Source organism: Vibrio sp. 10N.222.52.B7 (assembly GCF_041474275.1).
Classification (GTDB): Bacteria; Pseudomonadota; Gammaproteobacteria; order Enterobacterales; family Vibrionaceae; genus Vibrio; species Vibrio crassostreae_C.
In genome coordinates this window covers 1-24958 of record NZ_JBFRTU010000024.1, presented here as the reverse complement: position 1 = coordinate 24958, position 24958 = coordinate 1, and the positions used below count along the sequence as shown (strand labels likewise).

Annotated in this window: 20 protein-coding genes and 1 riboswitch; of the genes, 12 read left to right on the top strand and 8 right to left on the bottom strand. The window is 45.6% G+C overall.

The window, feature by feature from the left end; all coding sequences use genetic code 11:
• The first annotated feature begins 128 nt into the window (after positions 1-128).
• The 5 genes from dnaA to AB4512_RS09450 all read left to right on the top strand — a co-directional run bounded on the left by dnaA (position 129) and on the right by AB4512_RS09450 (position 7239).
• Positions 129-1550, top strand: a complete 1422-nt coding sequence (gene dnaA / locus AB4512_RS09470) for a chromosomal replication initiator protein DnaA (protein WP_017058808.1) — start codon at positions 129-131, stop codon at positions 1548-1550.
• Positions 1551-1631: 81 nt separating this feature from the next.
• The gene (dnaN, locus tag AB4512_RS09465) at positions 1632-2732 is read left to right on the top strand and encodes a DNA polymerase III subunit beta (RefSeq protein ID WP_017058809.1); all 1101 of its coding nucleotides are present in this window, start codon (positions 1632-1634) and stop codon (positions 2730-2732) included.
• Between the two features lie 53 nt (positions 2733-2785).
• Positions 2786-3865, top strand: a complete 1080-nt coding sequence (gene recF / locus AB4512_RS09460) for a DNA replication/repair protein RecF (RefSeq protein ID WP_017058810.1) — start codon at positions 2786-2788, stop codon at positions 3863-3865.
• Between the two features lie 17 nt (positions 3866-3882).
• Positions 3883-6300: a DNA topoisomerase (ATP-hydrolyzing) subunit B gene (gene gyrB / locus AB4512_RS09455; protein ID WP_017058811.1), complete on the top strand. Its 2418-nt coding sequence runs from the start codon at positions 3883-3885 to the stop codon at positions 6298-6300.
• A 504-nt stretch (positions 6301-6804) separates the two neighbouring features.
• The gene (locus tag AB4512_RS09450; protein WP_009848140.1) at positions 6805-7239 is read left to right on the top strand and encodes an Hsp20 family protein; all 435 of its coding nucleotides are present in this window, start codon (positions 6805-6807) and stop codon (positions 7237-7239) included.
• Positions 7240-7348: 109 nt separating this feature from the next.
• On the opposite strand, the gene AB4512_RS09445 is transcribed toward AB4512_RS09450, so the two are convergent.
• From AB4512_RS09445 to glyQ, 4 genes are all read right to left on the bottom strand, one after another.
• Positions 7349-8599 (bottom strand): valine--pyruvate transaminase, encoded by a 1251-nt coding sequence (locus AB4512_RS09445; RefSeq protein ID WP_372174827.1) that lies wholly within the window; start codon positions 8597-8599, stop codon positions 7349-7351.
• 254 nt (positions 8600-8853) lie between these two features.
• Positions 8854-10941 (bottom strand): alpha-amylase, encoded by a 2088-nt coding sequence (locus AB4512_RS09440; RefSeq protein WP_372174825.1) that lies wholly within the window; start codon positions 10939-10941, stop codon positions 8854-8856.
• A 202-nt stretch (positions 10942-11143) separates the two neighbouring features.
• Positions 11144-13210: a glycine--tRNA ligase subunit beta gene (gene glyS / locus AB4512_RS09435; protein ID WP_372174823.1), complete on the bottom strand. Its 2067-nt coding sequence runs from the start codon at positions 13208-13210 to the stop codon at positions 11144-11146.
• Between the two features lie 2 nt (positions 13211-13212).
• A complete protein-coding gene (gene glyQ, locus AB4512_RS09430; RefSeq protein WP_017058815.1) occupies positions 13213-14130 on the bottom strand; it encodes a glycine--tRNA ligase subunit alpha in 918 nt (305 codons plus the stop codon).
• 210 nt (positions 14131-14340) lie between these two features.
• A riboswitch (yybP-ykoY riboswitch) is annotated at positions 14341-14457 on the top strand.
• A 93-nt stretch (positions 14458-14550) separates the two neighbouring features.
• On the opposite strand from glyQ, the gene AB4512_RS09425 reads away from it, so the two are divergent.
• Together AB4512_RS09425 and AB4512_RS09420 are read left to right on the top strand one after the other, a co-directional pair.
• Entirely contained in the window at positions 14551-15105 is a 555-nt protein-coding gene (locus tag AB4512_RS09425; RefSeq protein WP_017058817.1) for a TMEM165/GDT1 family protein, read from the top strand.
• Positions 15106-15256: 151 nt separating this feature from the next.
• Positions 15257-15511 carry a hypothetical protein gene (locus AB4512_RS09420; RefSeq protein WP_136977445.1) on the top strand — a complete coding sequence of 85 codons (255 nt, stop codon included), beginning with the start codon at positions 15257-15259 and terminating at the stop codon, positions 15509-15511.
• 83 nt (positions 15512-15594) lie between these two features.
• Here AB4512_RS09420 and tusA read toward each other — a convergent pair whose 3' ends face one another.
• The gene (gene tusA / locus AB4512_RS09415) at positions 15595-15846 is read right to left on the bottom strand and encodes a sulfurtransferase TusA (RefSeq protein WP_004736675.1); all 252 of its coding nucleotides are present in this window, start codon (positions 15844-15846) and stop codon (positions 15595-15597) included.
• Between the two features lie 149 nt (positions 15847-15995).
• Here tusA and AB4512_RS09410 point away from each other — a divergent pair, with 149 nt between their 5' ends.
• Both AB4512_RS09410 and AB4512_RS09405 read left to right on the top strand, forming a co-directional pair.
• Positions 15996-16181 (top strand): hypothetical protein, encoded by a 186-nt coding sequence (locus AB4512_RS09410; protein WP_004736674.1) that lies wholly within the window; start codon positions 15996-15998, stop codon positions 16179-16181.
• Between the two features lie 156 nt (positions 16182-16337).
• The gene (locus tag AB4512_RS09405) at positions 16338-17279 is read left to right on the top strand and encodes a LysR family transcriptional regulator (protein WP_004736673.1); all 942 of its coding nucleotides are present in this window, start codon (positions 16338-16340) and stop codon (positions 17277-17279) included.
• Between the two features lie 135 nt (positions 17280-17414).
• Here the strand turns inward: AB4512_RS09405 and AB4512_RS09400 are convergent, their stop codons facing one another.
• From AB4512_RS09400 to fadB, 3 genes are all read right to left on the bottom strand, one after another.
• Complete coding sequence (locus tag AB4512_RS09400; protein WP_017058820.1) at positions 17415-18395, bottom strand: MDR family oxidoreductase; 981 nt, start codon at positions 18393-18395, stop codon at positions 17415-17417.
• A 242-nt stretch (positions 18396-18637) separates the two neighbouring features.
• Positions 18638-19801 (bottom strand): acetyl-CoA C-acyltransferase FadA, encoded by a 1164-nt coding sequence (gene fadA / locus AB4512_RS09395; protein ID WP_372174821.1) that lies wholly within the window; start codon positions 19799-19801, stop codon positions 18638-18640.
• Between the two features lie 26 nt (positions 19802-19827).
• Positions 19828-21999 carry a fatty acid oxidation complex subunit alpha FadB gene (fadB, locus tag AB4512_RS09390; RefSeq protein WP_017058822.1) on the bottom strand — a complete coding sequence of 724 codons (2172 nt, stop codon included), beginning with the start codon at positions 21997-21999 and terminating at the stop codon, positions 19828-19830.
• Positions 22000-22226: 227 nt separating this feature from the next.
• On the opposite strand from fadB, the gene AB4512_RS09385 reads away from it, so the two are divergent.
• From AB4512_RS09385 to hemG, 3 genes are read left to right on the top strand one after another with little or no spacing between them, the layout of a single operon-like run.
• Positions 22227-22850: a YigZ family protein gene (locus AB4512_RS09385; RefSeq protein WP_017058823.1), complete on the top strand. Its 624-nt coding sequence runs from the start codon at positions 22227-22229 to the stop codon at positions 22848-22850.
• A 34-nt stretch (positions 22851-22884) separates the two neighbouring features.
• Complete coding sequence (locus AB4512_RS09380; RefSeq protein ID WP_008223210.1) at positions 22885-24342, top strand: TrkH family potassium uptake protein; 1458 nt, start codon at positions 22885-22887, stop codon at positions 24340-24342.
• A gap of 10 nt (positions 24343-24352) precedes the next feature.
• A complete protein-coding gene (gene hemG, locus AB4512_RS09375) occupies positions 24353-24880 on the top strand; it encodes a menaquinone-dependent protoporphyrinogen IX dehydrogenase (protein ID WP_017058824.1) in 528 nt (175 codons plus the stop codon).
• Positions 24881-24958: the final 78 nt, after the last annotated feature.

Below are 24958 nucleotides of genomic sequence, written 5' to 3'. Positions count from 1 at the left end.
AATTACAAATTTATTGTGAATAACTTGGATCTTATTCACTGGATCTGTGATCAATTGCTGGTGATCTGACTTATCAACAGGTAAAATTAGCGGTCATTTCATATTACTTTAAATAGAGTGAGGGCACCGTGTCATCTTCGCTTTGGTTGCAGTGTTTGCAACAGCTTCAAGAAGAGTTACCAGCTACAGAATTCAGTATGTGGGTTCGTCCGTTACAAGCGGAACTCAATGACAATACTCTAACTCTATTTGCACCGAACCGTTTCGTACTCGATTGGGTTCGTGATAAGTATCTAAATAGCATTAACCGTCTGCTGCAAGAATATTGCGGTAACGATATCCCACATCTTCATTTTGAAGTGGGAAGCAAGCGTGTGATTGCACCAAAGCCTGCGACACCGACACCAACTCAGACTCGCACTGCAGCTGATGTGGCCGCTGAGTCATCAGCACCTGCGCAATTACAAGCTCGCAAACCTGTCCATAATATCTGGCGTGATGAAGAGCCTGTCGCGGTTGACTTGAATCACCGCTCAAACGTGAACCCAAAACATAAGTTCAATAACTTTGTTGAAGGTAAGTCGAACCAACTCGGTTTGGCTGCGGCACGTCAGGTTTCTGATAACCCAGGTACAGCCTACAACCCGTTGTTCCTATACGGCGGCACTGGTTTAGGTAAAACGCACTTGTTGCATGCGGTGGGTAACGCCATTGTTGATAATAAGCCGAATGCGAAAGTGGTTTACATGCACTCAGAGCGTTTTGTTCAGGATATGGTAAAGGCTCTGCAAAACAACGCGATCGAAGAATTTAAGCGCTACTACCGTAGTGTTGATGCATTGCTTATCGATGACATCCAATTCTTTGCTAATAAAGAGCGTTCTCAAGAAGAGTTCTTCCATACCTTTAACGCGCTGCTTGAAGGCAACCAACAGATCATCCTAACGTCTGACCGTTATCCAAAAGAGATCAACGGGGTAGAAGATCGTCTTAAATCTCGTTTCGGCTGGGGTTTGACGGTAGCGATTGAGCCACCAGAGCTTGAGACACGTGTTGCGATCTTGATGAAGAAAGCCGAAGACCACCAAATTCACCTTGCGGATGAAGTGGCGTTCTTTATTGCCAAGCGTCTACGCTCTAACGTTCGTGAACTGGAAGGCGCATTGAACCGTGTTATTGCGAATGCAAACTTCACTGGCCGCCCGATCACGATCGACTTCGTGCGTGAAGCACTGCGTGACTTACTTGCCCTGCAAGAAAAACTGGTCACTATTGATAACATTCAAAAGACAGTCGCTGAGTACTACAAAATCAAAGTCGCTGATCTATTGTCTAAGCGTCGTTCTCGTTCTGTTGCTCGTCCACGTCAATTGGCGATGGCACTGGCGAAAGAGCTAACAAACCACAGCTTGCCTGAGATTGGCGATGCATTCGGTGGTCGTGACCACACGACGGTACTACATGCTTGTCGTAAGATTGCTCAGCTGCGTGAAGAGAGCCACGACATTAAAGAAGATTATTCGAACTTGATTCGTACCCTTTCTTCTTAATACACAGTATTCTTAACCTTAATAAGCAGAATCTTGGCCACGTACTATTACGCAGTGCCATTTAGACCGTAAGAGCAAGATATGAAATTTACCATTGAACGTAGTCACCTGATTAAGCCATTACAACAAGTATCTGGCGCACTCGGTGGCAGGCCAACGCTTCCAATTCTAGGAAACCTACTGATTAAAGTAGAAGATAACGTGTTGTCGATGACAGCGACGGATCTAGAAGTTGAACTGATCAGCCGTGTAACGCTTGAAGGTGATTTCGAAGCGGGTAGCATTACCGTACCTTCACGTAAATTCCTAGATATCTGCCGTGGATTGCCAGATAACTCAGTGATCACTGTGGTATTGGATGGTGACCGTATTCAGGTTCGCTCTGGTCGTAGCCGCTTCTCTTTAGCAACATTACCTGCGGCAGATTTTCCAAATATTGAAGACTGGAGCAGTGAAGTTGAAGTGTCAGTGACACAAGCTGAACTTCGCGGTCTTATCGAGAAAACACAATTCTCAATGGCGAACCAAGATGTTCGTTACTACCTCAACGGTATGTTGTTTGAGATTGAAGGCTCTATCCTGCGCAGCGTAGCGACCGATGGTCACCGTATGGCAGTATCTCAAGCACAACTGGGTGCGGATTTTGCTCAGAAGCAGATCATTGTTCCTCGTAAAGGTGTGCAAGAGTTAGTGAAGCTATTGGATGCACCTGAACAGCCAGTAACACTACAAATCGGTAACTCTAACGTGCGTGCGGAAGTGAACAACTATGTCTTCACTTCTAAGTTAGTAGATGGTCGTTTCCCTGATTATCGCCGCGTAATGCCGCAAAATACCACCAAGACACTTGAAGCTGGCTGTGATGAATTACGTTCAGCATTTTCTCGTGCTGCGATTCTATCGAATGAAAAATTCCGTGGTGTTCGCGTTAATCTTGCGGATAGCGAGATGCGTATTACCGCGAACAACCCAGAGCAAGAAGAAGCAGAAGAAGTACTCGATGTTAACTTCGACGGTGATGCTCTAGAGATTGGCTTTAACGTAAGCTACGTATTGGATGTTCTGAACACACTGCGTTGTGAACAGGTTCGTATCTCAATGTCAGACGCCAATGCGAGTGCTCTTATTGAGAACGCACAAGATGACAGCGCGATGTACGTTGTTATGCCAATTCGCTTATAAGCTGCCCCATGTTGACCTACCGAGTCGTGATTGAAGATTAATATGAAGACGTTATGCCTTTATCGCGCTTAATCGTTAAGCAGTTTAGAAATATTGAAGCCTGTGACATTCAACCGTCATCAGGCTTTAACTTTCTTATAGGGGCTAACGGAAGCGGCAAAACCAGCGTCCTTGAAGCGGTGTATCTGCTCGGACACGGTCGCTCATTCAAGAGTTCACTTACCGGTCGTATCATACAAAACGAGTGTAGTGAGCTGTTTGTACACGGCCGTTTTATGACCTCGGATCAATTTGAGCTGCCAATTGGCATTAATAAGCAGCGCGATGGCACGACAGAGGTTAAAATAAGCGGTCAAACTGGGCAAAAGTTGGCTCAGTTAGCTCAAGTCTTACCTTTGCAGTTGATTCACCCCGAAGGGTTTGATTTACTGACAGATGGACCTAAGCATCGCCGAGCATTCATTGATTGGGGAGTCTTCCACAGTGAGTCGGGCTTTTATGATGCGTGGGGCAGGGTAAAGCGCCTCAATAAGCAGCGAAACGCCTTATTGAAAACGGCAACGCACTATCGAGAGCTGAGCTATTGGGACCAAGAATTGGCCCGTTTAGCAGAAAGCATCAGTCAGTGGCGTGCCACCTACGTTGATCAGCTCAAAGAAGTCGCCGAAGAAATCTGTGCGACCTTCCTTCCTGAGTTTGAGATAAAGATTAACTACTATCGTGGCTGGGACAAAGACACCCCGTACGCCGATATATTAGAAAAGAATTTTGAAAGGGATCAGCAGCTTGGTTACACCTTTAGTGGGCCAAACAAAGCGGATCTGAAGATAAAAGTGAACGGCACTCCAGTGGAAGATGTCTTGTCACGAGGTCAATTGAAGTTGATGGTGTGCGCGCTACGAGTAGCACAAGGGCAACACCTCACTCAAATGACAGGTAAGCAGTGCATCTATTTGATAGATGACTTCGCTTCCGAATTAGATAGCCAACGCCGAGCACGTCTTGCTGAGTGTTTAAAGGCGACCCAGGCTCAAGTTTTTGTAAGCTCTATTACCGCTGATCAGATTGCAGATATGCATGACGAAAATAGCAGGATGTTTCATGTGGAACATGGCAAAATAGAGCAAGGATAATTAGTCAGAGAGTAACTATGTCAGATAATTACGATTCATCGAGTATTAAAGTACTGAAGGGTCTGGATGCGGTACGTAAGCGTCCTGGAATGTACATTGGCGACACGGATGATGGTACCGGTCTGCACCACATGGTTTTTGAGGTGGTAGATAACTCTATTGATGAAGCGCTAGCTGGTCACTGTAATGACATCATTGTAACTATCCATGAAGATAGTTCTGTGTCTGTGAGCGATGACGGCCGTGGTATTCCAACAGAATTGCACCCAGAAGAAAACGTATCTGCAGCCGAAGTAATCATGACGGTTCTTCACGCTGGTGGTAAGTTCGATGATAACTCGTACAAGGTATCTGGTGGTCTGCACGGTGTTGGTGTTTCAGTAGTTAACGCACTTTCTAAGCAAGTTACTCTTACTATCCACCGCGGTGGCAAAATCCACACTCAAACCTACAGCCACGGTGAGCCTCAAGCGCCACTAGCGGTTATCGGTGACACGGATAAAACAGGTACAGAGATTCGTTTCTGGCCGAGTGAAGAAACCTTCACTAACATCGAGTTCCATTACGACATTTTAGCTAAGCGTCTACGTGAGCTATCATTCTTGAACTCAGGTGTATCAATTAAGCTAATTGACGAGCGCGAAGAAGACAAAATGGATCACTTCGAATACGAAGGCGGTATCCAAGCGTTTGTTGAACACCTTAATACTAACAAAACGCCAATCATCCAAAAAATCTTCCACTTTAACTCTGAGCGCGAAGACGGTATTACCGTTGAAGTTGCGATGCAGTGGAATGACGGCTACCAAGAAAACATCTACTGTTTCACCAACAACATCCCTCAACGCGATGGTGGTGCTCACTTAGCAGGTTTCCGTGCGGCGCTAACGCGTACTCTGAACAGCTTCATGGACAAGGAAGGCTTCTCTAAGAAAGCGAAGACTGCGACCTCTGGTGATGATGCTCGTGAAGGTCTGACGGCGATTGTTTCTGTTAAAGTGCCTGATCCTAAGTTCTCAAGCCAAACTAAAGATAAGCTGGTTTCTTCAGAAGTGAAGTCTGCCGTTGAATCTACAATGGGTGAGAAGTTGTCTGAGTTCCTTATTGAGAACCCAGGTGAAGCGAAAACAGTTTGTTCTAAAATTATTGATGCAGCACGTGCTCGTGATGCAGCGCGTAAAGCTCGTGAAATGACTCGTCGTAAAGGCGCATTAGATTTAGCGGGTCTTCCTGGTAAGCTTGCTGACTGTCAGGAAAAAGATCCTGCACTGTCTGAACTATATATTGTGGAAGGAGACTCTGCTGGCGGTTCAGCTAAGCAGGGGCGTAACCGTAAGAACCAAGCAATCCTACCGCTGAAAGGTAAAATCCTTAACGTAGAGAAAGCACGTTTCGATAAAATGCTGTCTTCTCAAGAAGTAGCAACGCTAATCACCGCTCTTGGTTGTGGTATTGGTCGTGACGAATACAACCCAGATAAACTGCGTTACCACAACATCATCATCATGACCGATGCCGATGTCGATGGTTCTCACATCCGTACCCTGCTACTGACGTTCTTCTACCGTCAAATGCCAGAGCTGATTGAACGTGGCTACATCTACATTGCTCAACCGCCACTTTACAAAGTGAAGAAAGGTAAGCAAGAGCAGTACATTAAAGATGAAGATGCGATGAACCAGTATCAAGTATCTTTGGCTTTAGACAACGCAGAACTGCACGTAAACCCTGAAGCGCCAGCATTTGCAGGTGAAGGTTTAGAGAAGCTTGTTCAGCAATACAATGCAGGCATCAAGCTTGTTGATCGTATGAGCCGCCGTTACCCACGCGCATTGGTTCACGAACTGATTTACGTTCCTCGTCTAACGGCCGAGCAGTGTCATGATGACGCGGCAGTTGAAGCTTGGGGTAAGCAGCTTGTTGAACAGCTAAACGCGAAAGAAGTAGGTGCAAGCCAATACAGCCTTGAAGTTGAAAAACACGAAGAGCTAGGCTTAAGCGTTCCTAAGATTGTGGTTCGTACTCATGGTGTGACTCATGAACACCTACTAAGCATCGATCTTATTAACTCTAAAGAGTTTGGTAAGCTAGCGGATCTTTCTGAAGCTCTTGATGGCTTGATTGAAGAAGGCGCTTACATTAAGCGTGGTGAGCGTACTCAAGAAGTTTCTAGCTTCGTTGATGCTCTGAACTGGTTAGTGAAAGAGTCTCGTCGTGGTCTAAGCCTACAGCGATACAAAGGTCTAGGTGAGATGAACCCTGATCAACTTTGGGAAACCACGATGGATCCTGAAACTCGCCGTATGATGCAAGTAACAATTGAAGACGCTGTTGGTGCTGATTTGTTGTTTACGACGCTAATGGGTGACCAAGTTGAACCTCGTCGTAACTTCATCGAAGAGAATGCACTGAAAGTAGCAAACCTAGACGTTTAGTCTCTTTGATACTTCGCTCTTTGGCTTAATTTCTGTGTCAGAGGTGCTCACATACATTCGTATGCTCCGCGCCTCTTCCTTGAACTAAAGCCAAATAGCTTCGTCTCAAAAAACTAAAAACATAAAAAAGCACTATCCTTTGGATGGTGCTTTTTTATGTTTGTAAGATATTGAAAAATATTGAGTTGCAAAAATAATTGAAAATAACCCCTTGAAACTATTTTGCTCAATCCATATATCTATTTGTGAAGAGGATGACTGTCTTGCTCTACAAGAGAAGAAACAGAACCTTCATTACCGCTAACGAAGTATCGCTTAATAGAGGATAACTTTGGCAGCACACAACTTAAAAATTGATTCATTGCCATGTCCCAGCGTTGTCGCCAATAGAGGTGAAACCCGAGGAATGCGAATTGAATCTCTTAGCTGTTTACTGGGTCACACACAGGTTAGATCCAAGTAAAATTCGCAGCTAAGACTATTGCTTACTAAAAGGATAGCATTATGAGAACTGTAGATTTCACTCCACTTTACCGCAACGCAATCGGCTTCGATCGTCTATTCAATATGATGGAAGCGAATACATCGAAGAACTCTTCTGGCGGTTACCCTCCATACAACATCGAGCAAAAAGACGAGAACAACTACCGTATTACTATGGCAGTCGCTGGTTTTGCTGATGACCAATTAGATCTGACTCAGAAAGAGAACATGCTAATTGTGAAAGGTGAGCGTAAAGCAGAAGCAGAGAAAACCTTCGTATACCAAGGTATCGCAGAGCGCGATTTCGAGCGTAAATTCCAACTGGCTGACTACGTAAAAGTGGTAGGTGCAAGCATGGAAAATGGTCTTCTTCACATCGACCTCGAACGCGAAATCCCAGAAGCGATGCAACCACGTAAGATTGCTATCAATGGTAATAGTTTACTAGAAGGCTAATTACTGTTAGCTCCTTCTTAGAGCTAAAAAATATCGGGAAGTAAAAGTGAAAGAGCACCTAATGAGGTGCTCTTTTTGTATTTGACCTGCGGTAAGCTAAAAGCTCTTATTACTGCTCTGAGTAAGCCTTTTTCACTTCTTCAGCAATGATAGCAATGCCTTTCTGCATCGCCTCATCATCTTGCACGTAGTTCATACGTAGACATTGATGGGCATGATCCCACTCGTCTTCTTGGCCGATAAAGAAGTATTCACCCGGAACAATCAATACGCCGCGAGCTTTAAGGCGGTCGTACAGTTCCATTGTGGTGATCGGCAGCTCATCAAACCATAGCCATAAGAAGATAGCGCCTTCAGGCTTGTGAATACGGAAGCGAGGGTCGTCGATAGCGTCTTGTAACAGTTCAACTGCACGTAGTGACTTATCTTTATAGAAAGGTTTGATTACCTCGCTACTTAAGCGCAGTAAATCGCCTTTTTCAATCATGTGATTGGCAATTGCAGGGCCAACACTGTTTGGCGCTAAGCTAATGATGCCATTCATGTTGGTCAATGCTTGTGTTACTTCTTCACTCGCAATTACGATACCGCAACGCACACCCGGCAAACCAAGCTTAGAAAGGCTCATGCACAGAATCGTATTTTCATTCCAGAACGGTTCGACATCTTCAAAGATGATGTTAGGAAACGGCAGGCCGTAAGCATTGTCGATCAGCAGTGGGATGTTGTTTTCACGCGCCAGTTTATCCAGTTTACACACTTCTTCGTCGGTCAGTACGTTACCCGTTGGGTTGGTTGGACGAGATGCACAGATAGCCGCGACTGAGTCATCAACCTTTAGTTGTTCAAAATCAACGTGGTATTTAAACTGACGGTTTTCTAGCAGTTCGATCTCTGGGTGGTAAGAGATAAAAATATCGTCCTCAATACCCGCGTCGCCGTAGCCGATGTATTCCGGTGCGATCGGCAGTAGGATTTTCTTATGTGAGCCGTCAGGCTGTTGGCCTGCTAGCAGGTTGAATAGGTAGAAGAAGCCACTTTGACTGCCATTAGTCAGGCTGATGTTCTTCTCGCTGATGTCCCAACCGTAGGTCTCTTTCAGCATTGCTGCTAACGATTTGATGAAGCTGTCTTTACCCTGCGGACCATCGTAGTTGGCGAGGGCGGCGATGAGTTCTCCACTGGCGAGCATGTCGGCACTGGCTTGGTTAAAGTAATCGAGCATGGCAGGGATAGCGGCTGGGTTGCCACCACCGAGCATGATAGCGCCAGGAGTGCGCAGGCCATCATTCAAATCATCCATTAAACGAGTGATTCCAGAGTATCGATTAAACTTTTCGCCAAACTTAGAGAACTGCATTACTAATTTTACCTAATTCATTGTGATTGCTTGTTATGTGTCAGTAAGGCAGACCTTATGCCTGCCATCAGTGTATTCCTTGAACATACCGCAATGTTTTTGCGACGCATAGCGCCAAATGCTCTAACACGAAAAAAACTTCTATAAAGTTTGGCTAATGAGTGACAGCTTGCTTATTGAACGCGCTTTTGGTGATCAAAAAAGGGAAGCCGAAGCTTCCCTTTTAATTTATGTCGTTTGATAACCGTGCGTGTTTACTTCGAACCTGTATACACAACCAATACCTTGTCATCTTGGTATTGGCGTTCGAAGGCGTAATAACCCTTGCTGTTACGGATGATGTGCTTACCTTGCGCGACAGCTGGGTGGCGTTGGCGGAATTGGCCAAGCGCTTGCCAATGTTCTAGCAACTCTGCACGTTCGCCGGAGATTTGATCCCAAGGCATGTCTGAACGGGTGCCTTGCATTGGATCGGAACCTGTTGGGCCAAAGTCACGGGCTATTTCATCACCGTAATAGATCTGTACCGCGCCCGGAGCAAGCATTAATGCATTCGCGGCTTTGGTCTGCTTGGCAAAGTCGCTGCCGTGCTGTGTCCAGAATAGTGAGGTGTCGTGAGACGAGAGATAACTCAACACATTGAACTCGCTGTCACTGTTGATCTTGTCTGCGTAGCGAAGGTAATCAGCATCAAGATCGGATAGACACTTCAGCGCCTTAGGGGCGATGTCGCTCTGGAAATCAAAGTTGATGATCGAATCAAAGCCGTTAGCAAAGTAATCTGATTTGACTACGCTGTGTGCCCACACTTCGCCAGTCATCCAGAAAGGTAAATCATCTAAGGCTTTGTCTGGGTTGCTCTGTTTCCACTCAGCTAGTGCCTGGTTGGTGCTCTCTTTCAGTTCTGCCCATGCTTCGAGTTCAACGTGTTTAGCGGTATCGACCCTGAAACCATCGACACCATATTCGCGCACCCAATCCGATAACCAAGTGATTAAATGGTTACGAGGTGTTTTGAGTTCATCGGTCGCGCTGGTGGACTTATTGCGATAGAAATTAGGCAGCCCGATTGTCTCTGTCGACTCTGTTTTGAAATCGGGCAGATGCGCCAAAGACATGGTGAGGTTATTGTAGCCCGGAGAGTCATAGGCGCCGATATCGCTGCGTAGCCAAGCTTTGCCCCACCACTTTTCCCACGCTTCTTTGTCGCTGTAAGAGATGTAGTTGTTGAAGTAGTGCCAGTTCTGACCTTTGGCAGGTTGCCAATCTGTCCAGTTTTCGCCAAGTGTTTGCTTGGCTTCTTCGTCAGTTAGGTTGAGCTTACCAAAATCAAACTCTTGCATGTCGGCAAGCGTCGCATAGCCGGTGTGGTTCATTACCACATCCCAAACAACACGAATGCCTTTGCTATGCGCGGTATCGATGAAGGTTTTTAGCTCGTCTTCGGTGCCCATGTTGTCATCGAGCTTGGTCCAATCTTGATGGTAGTAGCCGTGGTAGCCGTAGTGTTTGAAGTCACCTCGATCACCGCCGCCAACCCAGCCGTGGATTTGCTCTAACGGAGACGTTATCCAGATAGCATTAGCACCGAGTGATTCTATGTAATCGAGTTTTTCGGTTAAGCCTGCCAAGTCACCACCGTGGAAGGTGCCGATTTCGTCTTGTCCATCTTGGTTGCGACCGTAACTGTTGTCGTTATCAGGATTACCATTGTGGAAACGGTCAGTCATTACGAAGTAAACCGTGGCGTTATCCCAACTAAAGTCAGCTTTGGTTTCTGGTTCTACTTTCTCAAGCAGCAGAACACCTTGGCTATTTTCTGCTGGCTGCATGGTGACGCTGCCATTCGTTACTGTGACTTGTTTGCCTGAAAGAGCGTCTCTAACCACGGTGCCATCATCAAAGGTTTGAGCAACGTCGATGATGGTTGGTTCGTCACTAGGAACCGGACAAGCAAAGCTTTGTACTTGTTGTTGCTTCGGCTTTATCTGAACGGTCAGTTCATTGGTTTGTGGGTTGAGCATAAACTGATAGGTGTTAGCGCGAAAGATCTTGATATCTAATTCAGACTTCTCGGCGCAGTCGTCTAGGCGAAGGGGTTTATTGAATTTGATGCGGTTTTCTTCAGCCAGCGCATAGTTGGTGCCACAGGTATTTTGAGTATCGCTGATAGAGAAGGTATAGCTACCTTTCGCGAGTTCCTGTTCTGCAATCACGGTGCCTTTACCGGATGATTCGAATACGACAGTGTCGTTATCAATTGTCAGTAATAGGTTGTTGTCACTGGTTTGGCTGCATGCGCTGAGTGCGAGTATTGAAAGCGCGAGTACTGTTTTTTTCATTGTTCCCTTCCCCTGAATAAACAGGTCAGTTATAGCAAACAATGCCCTCTACAGTCTGAGTGCTGTTTCATTCAGTTAATCAATAAGACCTCTACAAACAAATGCTTGGTTCACAAAAACAAAAAGGGAAGCTTTCGCTTCCCTTTGGGTGTTTACCGTTAATTACTCAGAGTATGACTTAGAGTAATTGTCTCACTTGTGCTTATTTTTGCAGTAGAGAGATGTCAGCAATCTGTAGGAACAGGTTACGTAGGTTGTTCAGTAGCGTTAGACGGTTCTTCTTAAGCGCTTCGTCATCAGCCATAACCATTACGTTATCGAAGAATGCATCAACTGGTTCACGTAGATCAGCAAGCTTGCTTAGGGCTTCTTGGTAGTTACCTGTTGCGAATGCTGGTTCTAGTGCTTCCGTCATTACTTCAACGTTTTCAGCCAGTGCTTTCTCTGCGTCTTCTTGAAGAAGCGTTAGGTCGATTTCAGCTGGTAGCTCGCCATCGAATTTCGCAAGGATATTACCTACACGCTTGTTCGCTGCTGCTAGTGCTTCTGCTGCTTCCAGTTCACGGAAGTGAGAAACCGCTTTAACACGTTGGTCAAAGTCAGCAGGCTTAGTTGGACGACGTGCTAGTACCGCTTGGATGATATCAACGCTGAAACCAGCATCTTGGTACCATGCGCGGAAACGACCTAGCATGAAGTCGGTAACGTCAGCTTCTACGTTTTTGTTAGTCAGCTTGTCGCCTAGTAGCTCTTTCGCTTTGCCGATCAGATCAGTTAGGTCTAGGTTGTAGCCGTTTTCAACGATGATACGTAGCACACCTAGAGACGCACGACGAAGTGCAAATGGGTCAGAACCTTTTGGTGCTTGGCCAATACCGAAGATACCTACGATAGTGTCTAGCTTGTCTGCCATTGCTACTGCTGAAGAGATACCAGTGCTTGGTAGATCGTCACCCGCGAAACGAGGCATGTATTGCTCGTAAAGTGCCAGTGCAACTTGCTTGTCTTCACCGTCGTGAGTCGCGTAGTGCATGCCCATCACACCTTGAGTATCCGTAAATTCGAATACCATAGAGGTCATTAGGTCACACTTAGCCAGTAGGCCAGCACGTTTAGACTTTTCAACGTCAGCATCGATTTGCTCAGCAATGTAGCCTGCAAGCTCTGTGATGCGGTCTGTTTTGTCTTTGATAGTACCCAATTGCTTCTGGAAGATAGCCTGGTCTAGTTCAGCAAGACGGTCGATAAGCGGGCGCTTACGGTCTGTGTTGAAGAAGAATTCAGCATCAGCAAGACGTGGGCGTACCACTTTCTCGTTACCTTCGATAACGTGACGAGGCTCTTTAGACTCGATGTTCGATACGAAGATGAAGTTCGGTAGTAGCTTCTTGTTGTCATCGTAAACAGGGAAGTACTTTTGGTCACCCTTCATGGTGTAAACCAAAGCTTCAGAAGGGACTTTTAGGAACTCTTCTTCAAACTTCGCTGTCAGTACTACTGGCCATTCAACCAGAGACGTTACTTCTTCAACAAGGTCATCTTCTAGGTCAGCTGTACCGCCAACCGCAGCTGCCGCTTTTTGCGAATCAGCAAGGATGATCGCTTTACGCGCTTCGTAATCTGCCATTACTTTACCGCGCTCTTCTAGGATCGCAGGGTATTGGTCAGCAGAGTCGATTGTGAACTCTTGTTCGCCCATGAAACGGTGGCCACGGATAGTACGAGCAGATGCTACGCCTAGGATTTCGCCTTCAACAAGCTCATCACCTAGTAGTACTGTCAGTGTTTTTACTGGACGGATAAATTGAATGTCTGAGTTACCCCAGCGCATTGCTTTAGGAATTGGTAGGCCAGCCAGTGCTTTCGCAGCAATGTCCATCACCAATTCTTGAACTGGTTTGCCAGCTACTTCTTGTTTGAAAAGAAGCCACTCGCCTTTGTCTGTTTTCAGACGGTCAGCTTGCTCAACAGTAATACCGTTACCACGAGCCCAACCTTGTGCCGCTTTGGTCGCGTTGCCTTCAGCATCGAATGCCACAGAAACAGCAGGGCCACGTTTCTCAACCACTTTGTCTGCTTGGCCTTCAGCCAGTGCAGTTACTTTAAGTGCTAGACGACGAGGTGCTGCGTACCACTTGATGCCTTCGTGAGAAAGCTCAGCCGTTTTAAGACCTGCTTCAAAGTTAGAAGCAAACGCTTCTGCTAGAGAACGAAGTGCTGTTGGTGGAAGCTCTTCCGTACCCAGTTCAATTAGAAAATTCTTCGCCATGATTATTTACCTTCCTTCTTACACATTGGGAAGCCAAGCGCTTCACGTGACGCGTAGTACGCTTCAGCAACTGATTTAGTCAGGTTGCGGATACGAAGGATGTAACGTTGACGCTCTGTTACAGAGATAGCTTTGCGCGCATCAAGGATGTTGAATGCGTGACCTGCTTTTAGAATGCGCTCGTAAGCTGGAAGCGGCAGTGGCTTCTCAAGCTCAAGTAGCTCTTTACACTCTTTCTCGCACTGGTCGAAGAAAGTGAATAGGAAATCTACGTCTGCGTGCTCGAAGTTGTACGTCGATTGCTCAACTTCGTTTTGGTGGAAGATGTCACCGTAAGTCACGTTAGAACCGTCTGGTGCTACGTTCCATACTAGGTCGTAAACAGAATCTACTTCCTGGATGTACATTGCTAGACGCTCGATACCGTAAGTGATCTCGCCAGTTACTGGCTTACACTCAAGGCCGCCAACCTGTTGGAAGTAAGTAAACTGAGTTACTTCCATGCCGTTTAGCCATACTTCCCAACCAAGGCCCCATGCGCCTAGTGTTGGGTTTTCCCAGTTATCTTCAACGAAGCGAATGTCGTGAACAAGTGGGTCAACACCAAGAACCTCTAGGGAGCCTAGGTACAACTCTTGGATATTGTCTGGCGATGGTTTTAGCGCTACTTGGAATTGGTAGTAGTGCTGCAGACGGTTCGGGTTTTCACCGTAACGGCCATCGGTCGGACGACGAGAAGGTTGAACGTAAGCTGTAGACATTGGCTCTGGGCCAAGTGCTCGTAGACATGTCATTGGGTGAGAGGTGCCGGCACCTACTTCCATATCTAGAGGTTGAACAATGGTACAACCGTTTTGAGCCCAGTAATCCTGCAGCGCGAGGATCATTCCCTGGAAGGTTTTGATATCGTATTTTTGCATAGTCAGGTTCGCGCGATTCTTTTAAATGAATGAGAAAAATAACCTCTGAGTATACCGAGATATTCGTAAAGCGAGTAGGGGTAATCTTGTTTAATTAGTGGTCTAAAATGTCGTTTAGTGGATTTTTGTGCCTTTAATGTTTGTTTTTCGGCACAAGTGGATATTTTGATAACTTTGACACTTGTGTTTGAAAGCATGGGCTATTAAAATCTCGCGGTCTTTGGGGAGTAGCTTACTTATTCATATCCTATTGAATGAGTTCGTTCGTCAACATAATTGATGCAAAATCATCATGGCGTTCGAGGCAACCACCACCTTGGTGGTGCTTAGCAAGACCATAGACAAGCATCGTGAACCGGGATGGGGCGCGAGGTTTGTCTTTGGTTAAATATAATAATCCCCATCCCAAATGAGCATGTCGTGAGCGTTTTAGCAATTTCAATTACAACTGTCGCCTTAGCCGAGATCGGTGATAAGACTCAGTTGCTATCTCTTTTATTAGCCAGTCGATATCGCAAGCCGATACCTATCATCGCAGCTATCTTCTTTGCCACCATTGCCAATCATGCCCTTGCAGCATGGCTCGGGGTCGTGGTTGCTGATTATCTTTCACCTGAAGTATTAAAGTGGGTGCTGGTGGTCAGTTTCATTGCGATGGCTGGCTGGATTTTGATTCCCGATAAGTTAGATGACGATGAACAGATCTCAAACCGAGGACCGTTTGTCGCCAGTTTTATCGCTTTCTTTATTGCTGAGATCGGCGATAAAACCCAAATTGCGACCTCTATCCTAGGGGCTCAATATGCAGATGCATTAGCGTGGGTGATTCTGGGTACAACCATTGGTATGTTGCTGGCAAATGTGCCTGTGGTGATCATCGGTAAGCTGTCTGCTGATAAGATGCCTCTTGATCTGATTCGTAAGATCACAGCCTTGCTATTCGTGGGTTTAGCTATCGCTGCTGCTTTCTATTAACAGGTGGTATTGAGTCTTATTATACTCAATCAGTAGAGTAATGTGTTGTAGGTCATACTCTTACAGTATTGTGGGGTTTATCGAGCGAATGGACATATAACTGTCATACTTGTCATGATATTTTAATCTTGTGAGTTAAGAACACGAGGGCATGACTATGTTGACGCGTTATATGGGTATTACTCCACAAAGCCAAAGTTATCTATTTACTTTTGGTCTTGCACTTACACTGTTAGGCATGGTGTTGACGGACATGTGGCTACCAATGGTCGCGGGTGCCATCATCATGACTGCACTTGCGGTAGAGGCTTGGATTCGGGTCGCGCATATTATTCCGATGCGCAAAGATATCCGAGAAATTCAGCATCAGCTGGAGCATCTGCAAAACAAATCTAGAAGCGAATAAACAAAAAGCCGCTCGTACTCTGAGTTCTGTTTAAGAACATAAGGTACGAGCGGCTTTTTTGATACTTGATAGTCGGTGGGGCGTTACGCCTCCAATCCCTTTCTGATCAAATACTGGTAAGGCAACGTTTCTGTTGCTTGGCCTACCAACTGGTGATCCATGAATCGACAAAAGCTCGGAATATCTCGAGTTGTCGAAGGATCGTCAGCTTTTACCAGTAACACATCGCCATCCTGCATGTTTCTAATTGTCTTCCTGACCATCATTACTGGTTCCGGGCAACGCAGGCCTTCAGCTTCTAAAGTATGGGTTGCCAGTTCAGGTTTGAATGTCATGGTTTGTATCTCTATATCTATCTAACGAGTGAATAATACGTCTGCAGAAAAAATATGCAATAAGTGCTTGGCAAACAGAATCATTTCCTATAACTTAGTTAACAAGTTGATAACAACTTGAAGCAAAGGCAACTAGCTAAGGAGTGGCGATGTTGACAGGATTAGATAGATTAACAATTTATTCGGTTCTCTGTTTTATTTCTTTTTGTGCGTTAGTACTACGCTCATCGACAGAGACCTCACTGATGCCTATTTTTGGCATAGTAGCAACGATTATTGGTATTTGGGTAGAGATGCGCCGTTGGCAAGGCATAGCCGAAGAGCAAGAGCACTAACCCGAATACAGCAAGCGAATTCCGATACGACAACATTCCGACACTATCCCCCAATTTTCTTGGGCTTCCCCGCGTAATTGCGGGATTTTTTTTATCTAAAGCATGCTATAAACAACTTAGTGACTAATGGCAATCGTATACAGCTAGGTAAGTGGCGTGGAATTAGAAGACATCTATCGTAGAGACCTTAATTTATTGGTCGCTTTAAAGGTATTGATTGAAGAGGGCAGCGTAAGCCAGGCCGCGCTTCGTCTTAACTTAAGCCAATCCGCAACCAGTCGAGTATTAGGGCGTTTAAGAGAATTACTAAACGATCCGTTGTTTACACGTCAAGGTCAGCACCTTATTCCTACCAAGAAAGCACTCGAGATCAGTCAGCGTATTGATCAGCCTTTGGAGTCTTTTCGCCAATTGCTGAGTCCGAGTGACTTTGACCCTTACTATTGCAGCGAACGTTTTCTGATCGCTACCACCGATTATGCGATGCAAACCATCTTGCCTTATGCGTTGCCTAAGATTTATGAACAAGCACCCAATATCTCTTTGGAGTTTGCTCCGTTGCAGCATGAGCATTTGTTTAAACAGCTCAGCACCGAACGCGTTGATATGGCGATCTGTCGTCCGAGTGGCAGCATTGCACCACTTCATCAAGAAGTCTTGGGGCCGGTTGGTGTGTCGTGTCTGTTATCTAAAAACCATCCATTAGCCGATCAACCTTTAAGCCTTGAAGACTATGTTTCACTCCCACATGCGATGATTGCGATCAGTGATGGTGTTAAGGCTTTATTAGACAACGCGTTAGCCAATCAACAGCCTCGTAAAATGGTGTTGCGTGCTTATCACCTTGAAGCTGCATTGGCGATTGTTGATAGAATGCCGTTGGTGATTACTGTGCCTGCTGATTTGGCTTATTTGGTAGCAGAGCGTTATGACTTGGTTGTTAAGCCATTACCATTTGAATTTATGCCGTTTGATTACTCACTGATCTGGCACTCGCGTTGCGATTCTTCTGCTTCACAACAATGGTTAAGAAGAGTGGTAAAAGAAGAGTGTGGTGAGTTGATTCAAAAACGGATTGCGGATGTCGGTTTGGGTTAACCGGATCTGAGTCTGAGTTCACTTGACCCGAATGACAAAAACGCAAAAGGGCTGATAAAAATCAGCCCTTTGTTGTTTTGGGTTATCCAAGCCTAAAGCTGTTGCTTAAGGTTTGATAACTTTATGTTTGAGAGCCTATAGTTTAATGACTACGCGACCAGTGATTTGACCGTTAGTGATGTCTTCTGCTGCTTGAATTGCACCGTCTAAAGACACTTCTTTGGTTGCTTGAGCGTAGAAAGATTCTGGTAGTAGCTCAGCCAGTTGTTCCCACGCTTTAATACGTTTTTCACGAGGGCACATTACAGAATCAACACCTTGTAGGCGAACGTTACGCAGAATGAATGGCATTACCGTGGTTGGTAAGTCAAAACCGCCTGCTAGACCACACATCGCAACCGCACCGTTGTAATCAATTTGCGCCAATACTTTCGCAAGCACTTTGCTGCCTACCGTATCGATAGCGCCAGCCCACAGTTGTTTTTCTAGTGGCTTAGCTGGTTCTTCTAGTTCAGCACGCTCTACAATACGTGTCGCGCCTAGTGATTTAAGTAGTTCACCGTTTACAGAAGCACGGCCAGTCACTGCTGCCACTTTGTAGCCCAGTTGGTTTAGTAGAGTGATAGATACGCTACCTACACCGCCACTTGCGCCGGTAACTAGGATTTCACCGTCTTCTGGTTTGATGCCTGCATCTACGATAGCTTGCACACAAAGCATTGCCGTGAAGCCTGCTGTACCGATCGCCATGACTTTCTTAGCGTCTAGACCTTTAGGCATTGGCACTAACCAATCACCGTTTAGGCTCGCTTTTTCAGCCATGCCGCCCCAGTGACCTTCACCAACCCCCCAACCCGTTAAAACAACTTCGTCGCCTGCTTTGTAGCGTGGGTCATCAGATTGTGAAACCACACCAGAAAGGTCGATACCAGGAACCATAGGGAAGTTGCGAACAATGCGCCCTTTACCTGTAATCGCCAAACCATCTTTGTAGTTCAAAGAAGAGTAGCTAACATCAATCTTCACGTTACCTTCTGGTAATTGAGATTCTTCAATTTGAGAAACTGACGCGATAGTTTTTTTGTCTTCTTGGTTTAGTACAAGTGCTTTAAACATGATCTGCTCCGTGGAGGAATATTAGGAAACTGAAGTAACTTTAGTTGAATCATCCGAGAAAAAATAATGAAACATCAACATTGAATATATGCGTTTTGTGCATAGATGTCAGGGTTGGTTTTTCTCTCGTTGAGTTCGCTGAACACAATCGATGCATTGTTGGATGCCAAGCAATAAAAAGTGCAGCTATATAAATATAGCTGCACAAAAGATTACCCTTCAAATATTACAGTCAGTAAACGCTATGGGCGTTCAAATACCGTTGCAATACCTTGGCCTAAACCAATACACATAGTCGCCAAGCCGTATTTCACGTCTTGTGCTTCCATCAGGTTGATTAGCGTCGTCGAGATACGAGAACCAGAACAGCCTAGTGGGTGACCCAGAGCAATCGCACCGCCGTTAAGGTTTACTTTCTCGTCAATAACATCCAGTAGACCTAGGTCTTTCGCACATGGAAGAGATTGAGCAGCAAACGCTTCGTTTAGCTCAATCACACCCATATCTTCGATGGTTAGGCCTGCACGTTTAAGTGCTTTTTTCGTCGCTGGTACTGGGCCGTAACCCATGATTGAAGGATCGCAGCCAGCGATAGCCATCGACTTCACGCGAGCGCGAATCTTCAGGCCAAGTGCGTTGGCTTTCTCTTCGCTCATGATAAGCATTGCCGATGCACCATCAGACAGTGCTGATGAAGTACCTGCTGTTACCGTACCGTTTGCTGGGTCAAATACCGGGCGAAGCTGAGATAAGCCTTCAACCGTAGTTTCTGGGCGAATGACTTCATCGTAATCCAGAGTGAACAGTGAACCGTCGGCTGCGTGAGCTTCGGTTGGTAGAATTTCGTTTTTGAAACGACCTTCAACTGTTGCTGCTTGAGCTCGAGCATGTGAGCGTGCTGCGAATGCATCTTGGTCTTCACGGCTAATACCGTGCATTTTACCTAGCATCTCAGCGGTTAGCCCCATCATGCCGGCCGCTTTCGCTACGTGTTTTGACATGCCTGGGTGAAAATCAACACCATGGTTCATTGGTACGTGGCCCATGTGCTCCACACCACCAATCAGGCAGATTTCAGCATCACCAACCATGATAGAGCGAGTTGCATCATGCAAAGCTTGCATAGATGAACCACATAAACGGTTGACTGTTACAGCACCAATCTCAATCGGTAGACCAGCAAGCAAGGCAGCGTTACGTGCAACGTTGAAGCCTTGCTCTAGTGTTTGTTGTACACAACCCCAGTAAATATCTTCAATTTCGACAGGGTTTACTTCTGGGTTGCGCTCTAAAATGCCTTTCATCAAATGTGCAGACAGATCTTCAGCACGAGTGTGACGGAAAGCTCCACCTTTGGAACGTCCCATTGGGGTGCGAAGGCAATCAACAACAACTACATTTTTCATTTTGCTATTCCTTTTCCAAATGTGGGTTACAGAGAACTGGCTTGTTGGCTGTCGTAAAAGCTTTCGCCCTTCGCTGCCATATCAAGCAATAGCTGAGGAACTTGGTACATTGCACCTAAGTCTTGGTAGCCTTTCGCCATTTCAACGAAGTTACCAATGCCCACACTGTCTAAGTAGCGGAATACGCCGCCTCTAAATGGAGGGAAGCCTAAACCGTAAACCAGTGCCATATCCGCTTCTTGCGGTGTCGCGATAATGCCTTCTTCTAGACAAAGCACCACTTCGTTGATCATTGGAATCATCACGCGCTGGATAATTGTTTGGTCATCAAAATCTTGTGGTGCTTGACATACGTCAGCCAAGATAGGAAGAATGTCTTCAGAGAAGGTCTTCTTCGGACGACCACGCTTGTCTACGCTGTATGTGTAGAAACCGCTACCGTTTTTCTGACCGTATTTTTCAGCAACGTAAAGTGCATCAATCGCATCACGACCTTCTTTGCCCATACGCTCTGGGAAACCTTGCGCCATCACAGCTTGTGCGTGGTGTGCAGTGTCTAGGCCTACAACGTCTAGTAAGTAAGCCGGGCCCATTGGCCAACCGAACTTGCGCTCCATCACTTTATCGATCTTAGTGAAATCAGCACCGTCGCGTAGCAACATGCTGAAACCGCCAAAGTAAGGGAAAAGTACACGGTTAACGAAGAAGCCTGGGCAGTCGTTAACAACGATTGGGGATTTACCCATCTTCGCTGCGTAAGCAACCACGCGATTGATGGTCTCTTCTGAAGTTTGTTCACCACGGATGATCTCAACCAAAGGCATGCGATGCACAGGGTTAAAGAAGTGCATGCCACAGAAGTTTTCTGGGCGCTTCAGTGATTTCGCTAGCAGGTTGATCGGAATTGTAGAGGTGTTTGATGTTAGAACCGTGTCTTCACCAACCAAACCTTCCACTTCGCTCAGTACTGCTGCTTTTACTTTCGGGTTTTCTACTACTGCTTCAACAATCACATCCGACTGTTCTACACCCGCGTAATGCAGGCTTGGAGTAATAGAAGACAGAATACCTGCCATCTTGAATCCATCTAAGCGACCGCGTGATAAGCGTTTATTCAACAGCTTAGATGCTTCGTTCATACCTAGATCAAGCGATGCTTGTGCGATGTCTTTCATCATCACTGGCACGCCTTTTAGAGCTGATTGGTAAGCAATACCGCCGCCCATGATACCTGCACCAAGTACGGCTGCACGCTCAGTTGCTTTGTTTGCTGACTTACCCGCTTGTTTCGCTAAGCCTTTGATGTACTGGTCATTCAGGAATAAGCCAACTAATGCTTTTGCTTCTTCCGATTTCGCTAGCTTAACGAAGTGCTTACGTTCGATGTCGAGTGCTGCATCGCGATTGCTGCGTGCTGCTTCTTCAATCGCAATCACAGAAGTAATCGGAGCTGGGTAGTGAGGCCCTGCTTTTTGAGCAACTAAGCCCTTCGCCATGGTAAAGCTCATCATCGCTTCGAGTTTGCTTAGTGAAAGCGCTGATGTCTTTTGTTTACGGCGTAGCTGCCAGTCTAATTTTTCATTAGCAGCCAGAGAAACGGTATTGATTGCCGATTCTAGTAACTGGTCTGTTTCAACAATCGCATCTAACAAGCCAACTTTAAGCGCTTCATCTGCACGGCATGCTTTGCCTTGCGTGATAATTTCCATTGCGCTGTCAGCACCGATAACACGAGGTAGGCGTACACAACCACCAAAACCAGGCATGATGCCAAGTTTGGTTTCAGGTAGGCCAATGCTGGTGGTCTTGTCACCGATACGGAAATCGGTAGCGAGTACACATTCACAGCCGCCGCCAAGGGCATGGCCACGCATCATTGAAAGAGTTGGGACAGGAAGGTCTTCGAGCTTGCTGAAGATTGAATTAGCGAATCTTAACCATTCATCAAGTTCTGCTTCTGGCTTAGCAAATAGGCCAAGAAATTCAGTGATGTCTGCGCCTACAATGAACGCGTCTTTGTTTGAAGTTAAGATTAAACCACGTAATCCTGCGTGAGCATTAAGAGCATCTAACGCTTTATCTAGTGATTCTAAAGTAGCAAGGTCGAGTTTGTTTACAGAGGCTGGTGCACAGAAGCTTAATTCCGCAATACCATCTTGTAATTCCTTTACCTGTAGGGTGTTAGCTTGGTAAATCATTGTCTATCTCCATGACATACAATCCACGATTGTTTGAGAGAATCTTGTTATCTTTCTATTATTGTAGAATACCTGGTAAGACCAGTTATCTTAGTCTGTACCTCTGCTTGATTAATTTCAATACATTTTTTAAACAATTGTTTAACATTGTGCGATAGCACAGATCCTCTAACCCTTATTATTCACGCGTGATACACTTCGTCGCTCTTATTAACTAAGTTAACGATATGAATGAACAGCCTTATTTAATACCTTCTGCGTCGGCTCTGTTTGAAGAAGAGATAAAAAAGAGCGTCTTTATTACGCATCTTGCTCATACTCCAAGTGTTGAAGCTGCAAAACAGTTCGTAGAACAGGTGAAAAAAGAGCATTCTTCAGCACGACATAACTGTTGGGGTTTTGTTGCTGGTCGACCTGAAGACTCAATGCTTTGGGGTTTCAGTGATGATGGTGAACCCTCGGGTACAGCGGGTAAGCCTATCTTGGCGCAACTATCGGGCTCTGGTGTCGGTGAATTAACGGCTGTTGTGACGCGCTACTCTGGCGGAATTAAGCTTGGAACCGGCGGTTTGGTTAAGGCTTACGGCGGTGGCGTACAACAAGCTCTCAAGCTGCTTCAAACTATCGAGAAAAAAATAACCACAAAATTACGGCTAGAGTTAGACTATGGCTTTGTGCCGATCGCACAATCCATCATGGCTCAGCATCAGGCTGTTGAGGTCCAAGCGGATTATGGTGTTCAAGTTGAGCTTATTATTGAAATAGAGCTCCTTCAGGTAGATTCGTTTACCCAAACCATGATCAATAAAAGCGGTGCTAAGGCACTGGTAACGAAAGTCAAAGACAACTAGGAAGTGTGAAGCATTTCGCTTCGTTCAATAGCTCATGCAATTTCGCTCAATTATTCGAATCGTCGGATTATTATTAGCACTTTTTAGTGTATCAATGCTTGCTCCTGCGCTCGTCGCACTGATCTATCGAGATGGTGCGGGTGTGCCATTTGTGACGACCTTCTTCGTTCTCTTATTCTGTGGAGCAACTTGCTGGTTTCCAAACCGACGTTATAAGCATGAATTGAAAGCGCGTGATGGCTTTTTGATTGTTGTTCTGTTTTGGACGGTAATCGGTAGTGCGGGTGCGCTGCCGTTTTTGATCGCCGATAACCCCAATGTGTCGGTAACCGATGCTTTCTTCGAATCCTTCTCTGCATTAACTACGACAGGTGCGACCGTAATTGTCGGCCTCGATGATCTGCCTAAGGCGATTCTTTTTTATCGTCAGTTCCTACAATGGTTTGGTGGTATGGGTATCATCGTATTAGCGGTAGCTATCCTCCCTGTTCTGGGTATCGGTGGTATGCAGTTATATCGTGCTGAAATCCCGGGTCCAGTAAAAGATAGCAAGATGACTCCGCGTATTGCTGAAACGGCAAAAGCGCTTTGGTACATCTACCTGAGCTTAACCATTGCTTGTGCAGTGGCGTTTTGGCTTGCTGGGATGAGCTTCTTTGATGCCATCAGTCATAGCTTCTCTACTATTGCGATTGGTGGCTTCTCGACTCACGATGCGAGCATGGGGTATTTCAATAGCCCTGCGATCAACATGATTACAGTTGTGTTCCTTCTTATATCCGCATGTAACTATTCGCTTCACTTTGCTGCATTTGCTTCAGGTGGTGTGCATCCTAAGTATTATTGGAAAGATCCTGAGTTCCGCGCCTTTATCTTTATTCAGGCAGTACTGTTCTTGGTTTGTTTCTTATTACTGCTCAATCATCACTCTTATGATTCGTACTACGATGCTTTCGACCAAGCCTTGTTCCAAACCGTGTCTATCTCTACGACCGCGGGTTTTACAACGACGGGTTTCTCAGAGTGGCCATTGTTCTTACCCGTACTGCTTTTGTTCTCTTCTTTTATAGGGGGATGTGCAGGTTCTACGGGTGGTGGTATGAAAGTGATTCGAATCTTACTACTTACTCTGCAAGGTGCTCGTGAAATGAAGCGTCTTGTTCACCCACGGGCTGTCTATACCATCAAGGTTGGCGGTTCTGCACTACCACAACGTGTTGTAGATGCGGTCTGGGGCTTCTTCTCTGCATACGCATTAGTGTTTGTGGTTTGTATGCTGGCTCTTATTGCAACTGGTATGGACGAGTTGAGTGCTTTCTCTGCGGTAGCGGCGACATTAAATAACCTTGGCCCGGGCCTTGGTGAAGTCGCGGTGCACTTTGGCGATGTGAACGACAAAGCAAAATGGGTACTTATCGTATCTATGCTGTTTGGCCGATTAGAAATCTTCACCTTATTAATCTTATTGACCCCTACGTTTTGGCGTAGCTAAGGACAACATTGTGGCAAAAGTTCTATTTTTGTATTCAAGCCGTGAAGGGCAGACCAAGAAAATCTTGAACTATATAAAAGAAGAAATGAGTGAGTTCGAATGTGAGCTTCAAGATCTGCACACTATTGGCAAGGTGGACTTTGCTCAGTACGACAGAGTGTTGATTGGCGCATCGATTCGTTATGGCCACCTTAATAAGAAGCTATATCAATTTATTGATGCCAACCTTACTCAGTTGCAATCAAGCAAGGTTGCGTTCTTCTGTGTTAACTTAACGGCGCGTAAAGAAGACCAAGGCAAAGATACACCAGAAGGCAGTGCGTATATTAAGAAGTTCCTTACCAAGTCTCCATGGCAGCCGACTTTAATCGGTGTATTTGCAGGTGCCCTCTATTACCCACGTTATAACTGGTTCGATAGAACCATGATCCGCTTTATTATGAATATGACAGGTGGTGAAACGGATACAACGAAGGAAGTTGAGTACACAAACTGGGAAAAAGTCTCTTTGTTCACTGAAAAACTGAAGAATATGTAAGATAAAAGCCTACTTTTGAGGCGTTTTGAGTTCTTTTTAATCGAACGAATAAAAAAACGAAAAAAACTTAAAAAAGGG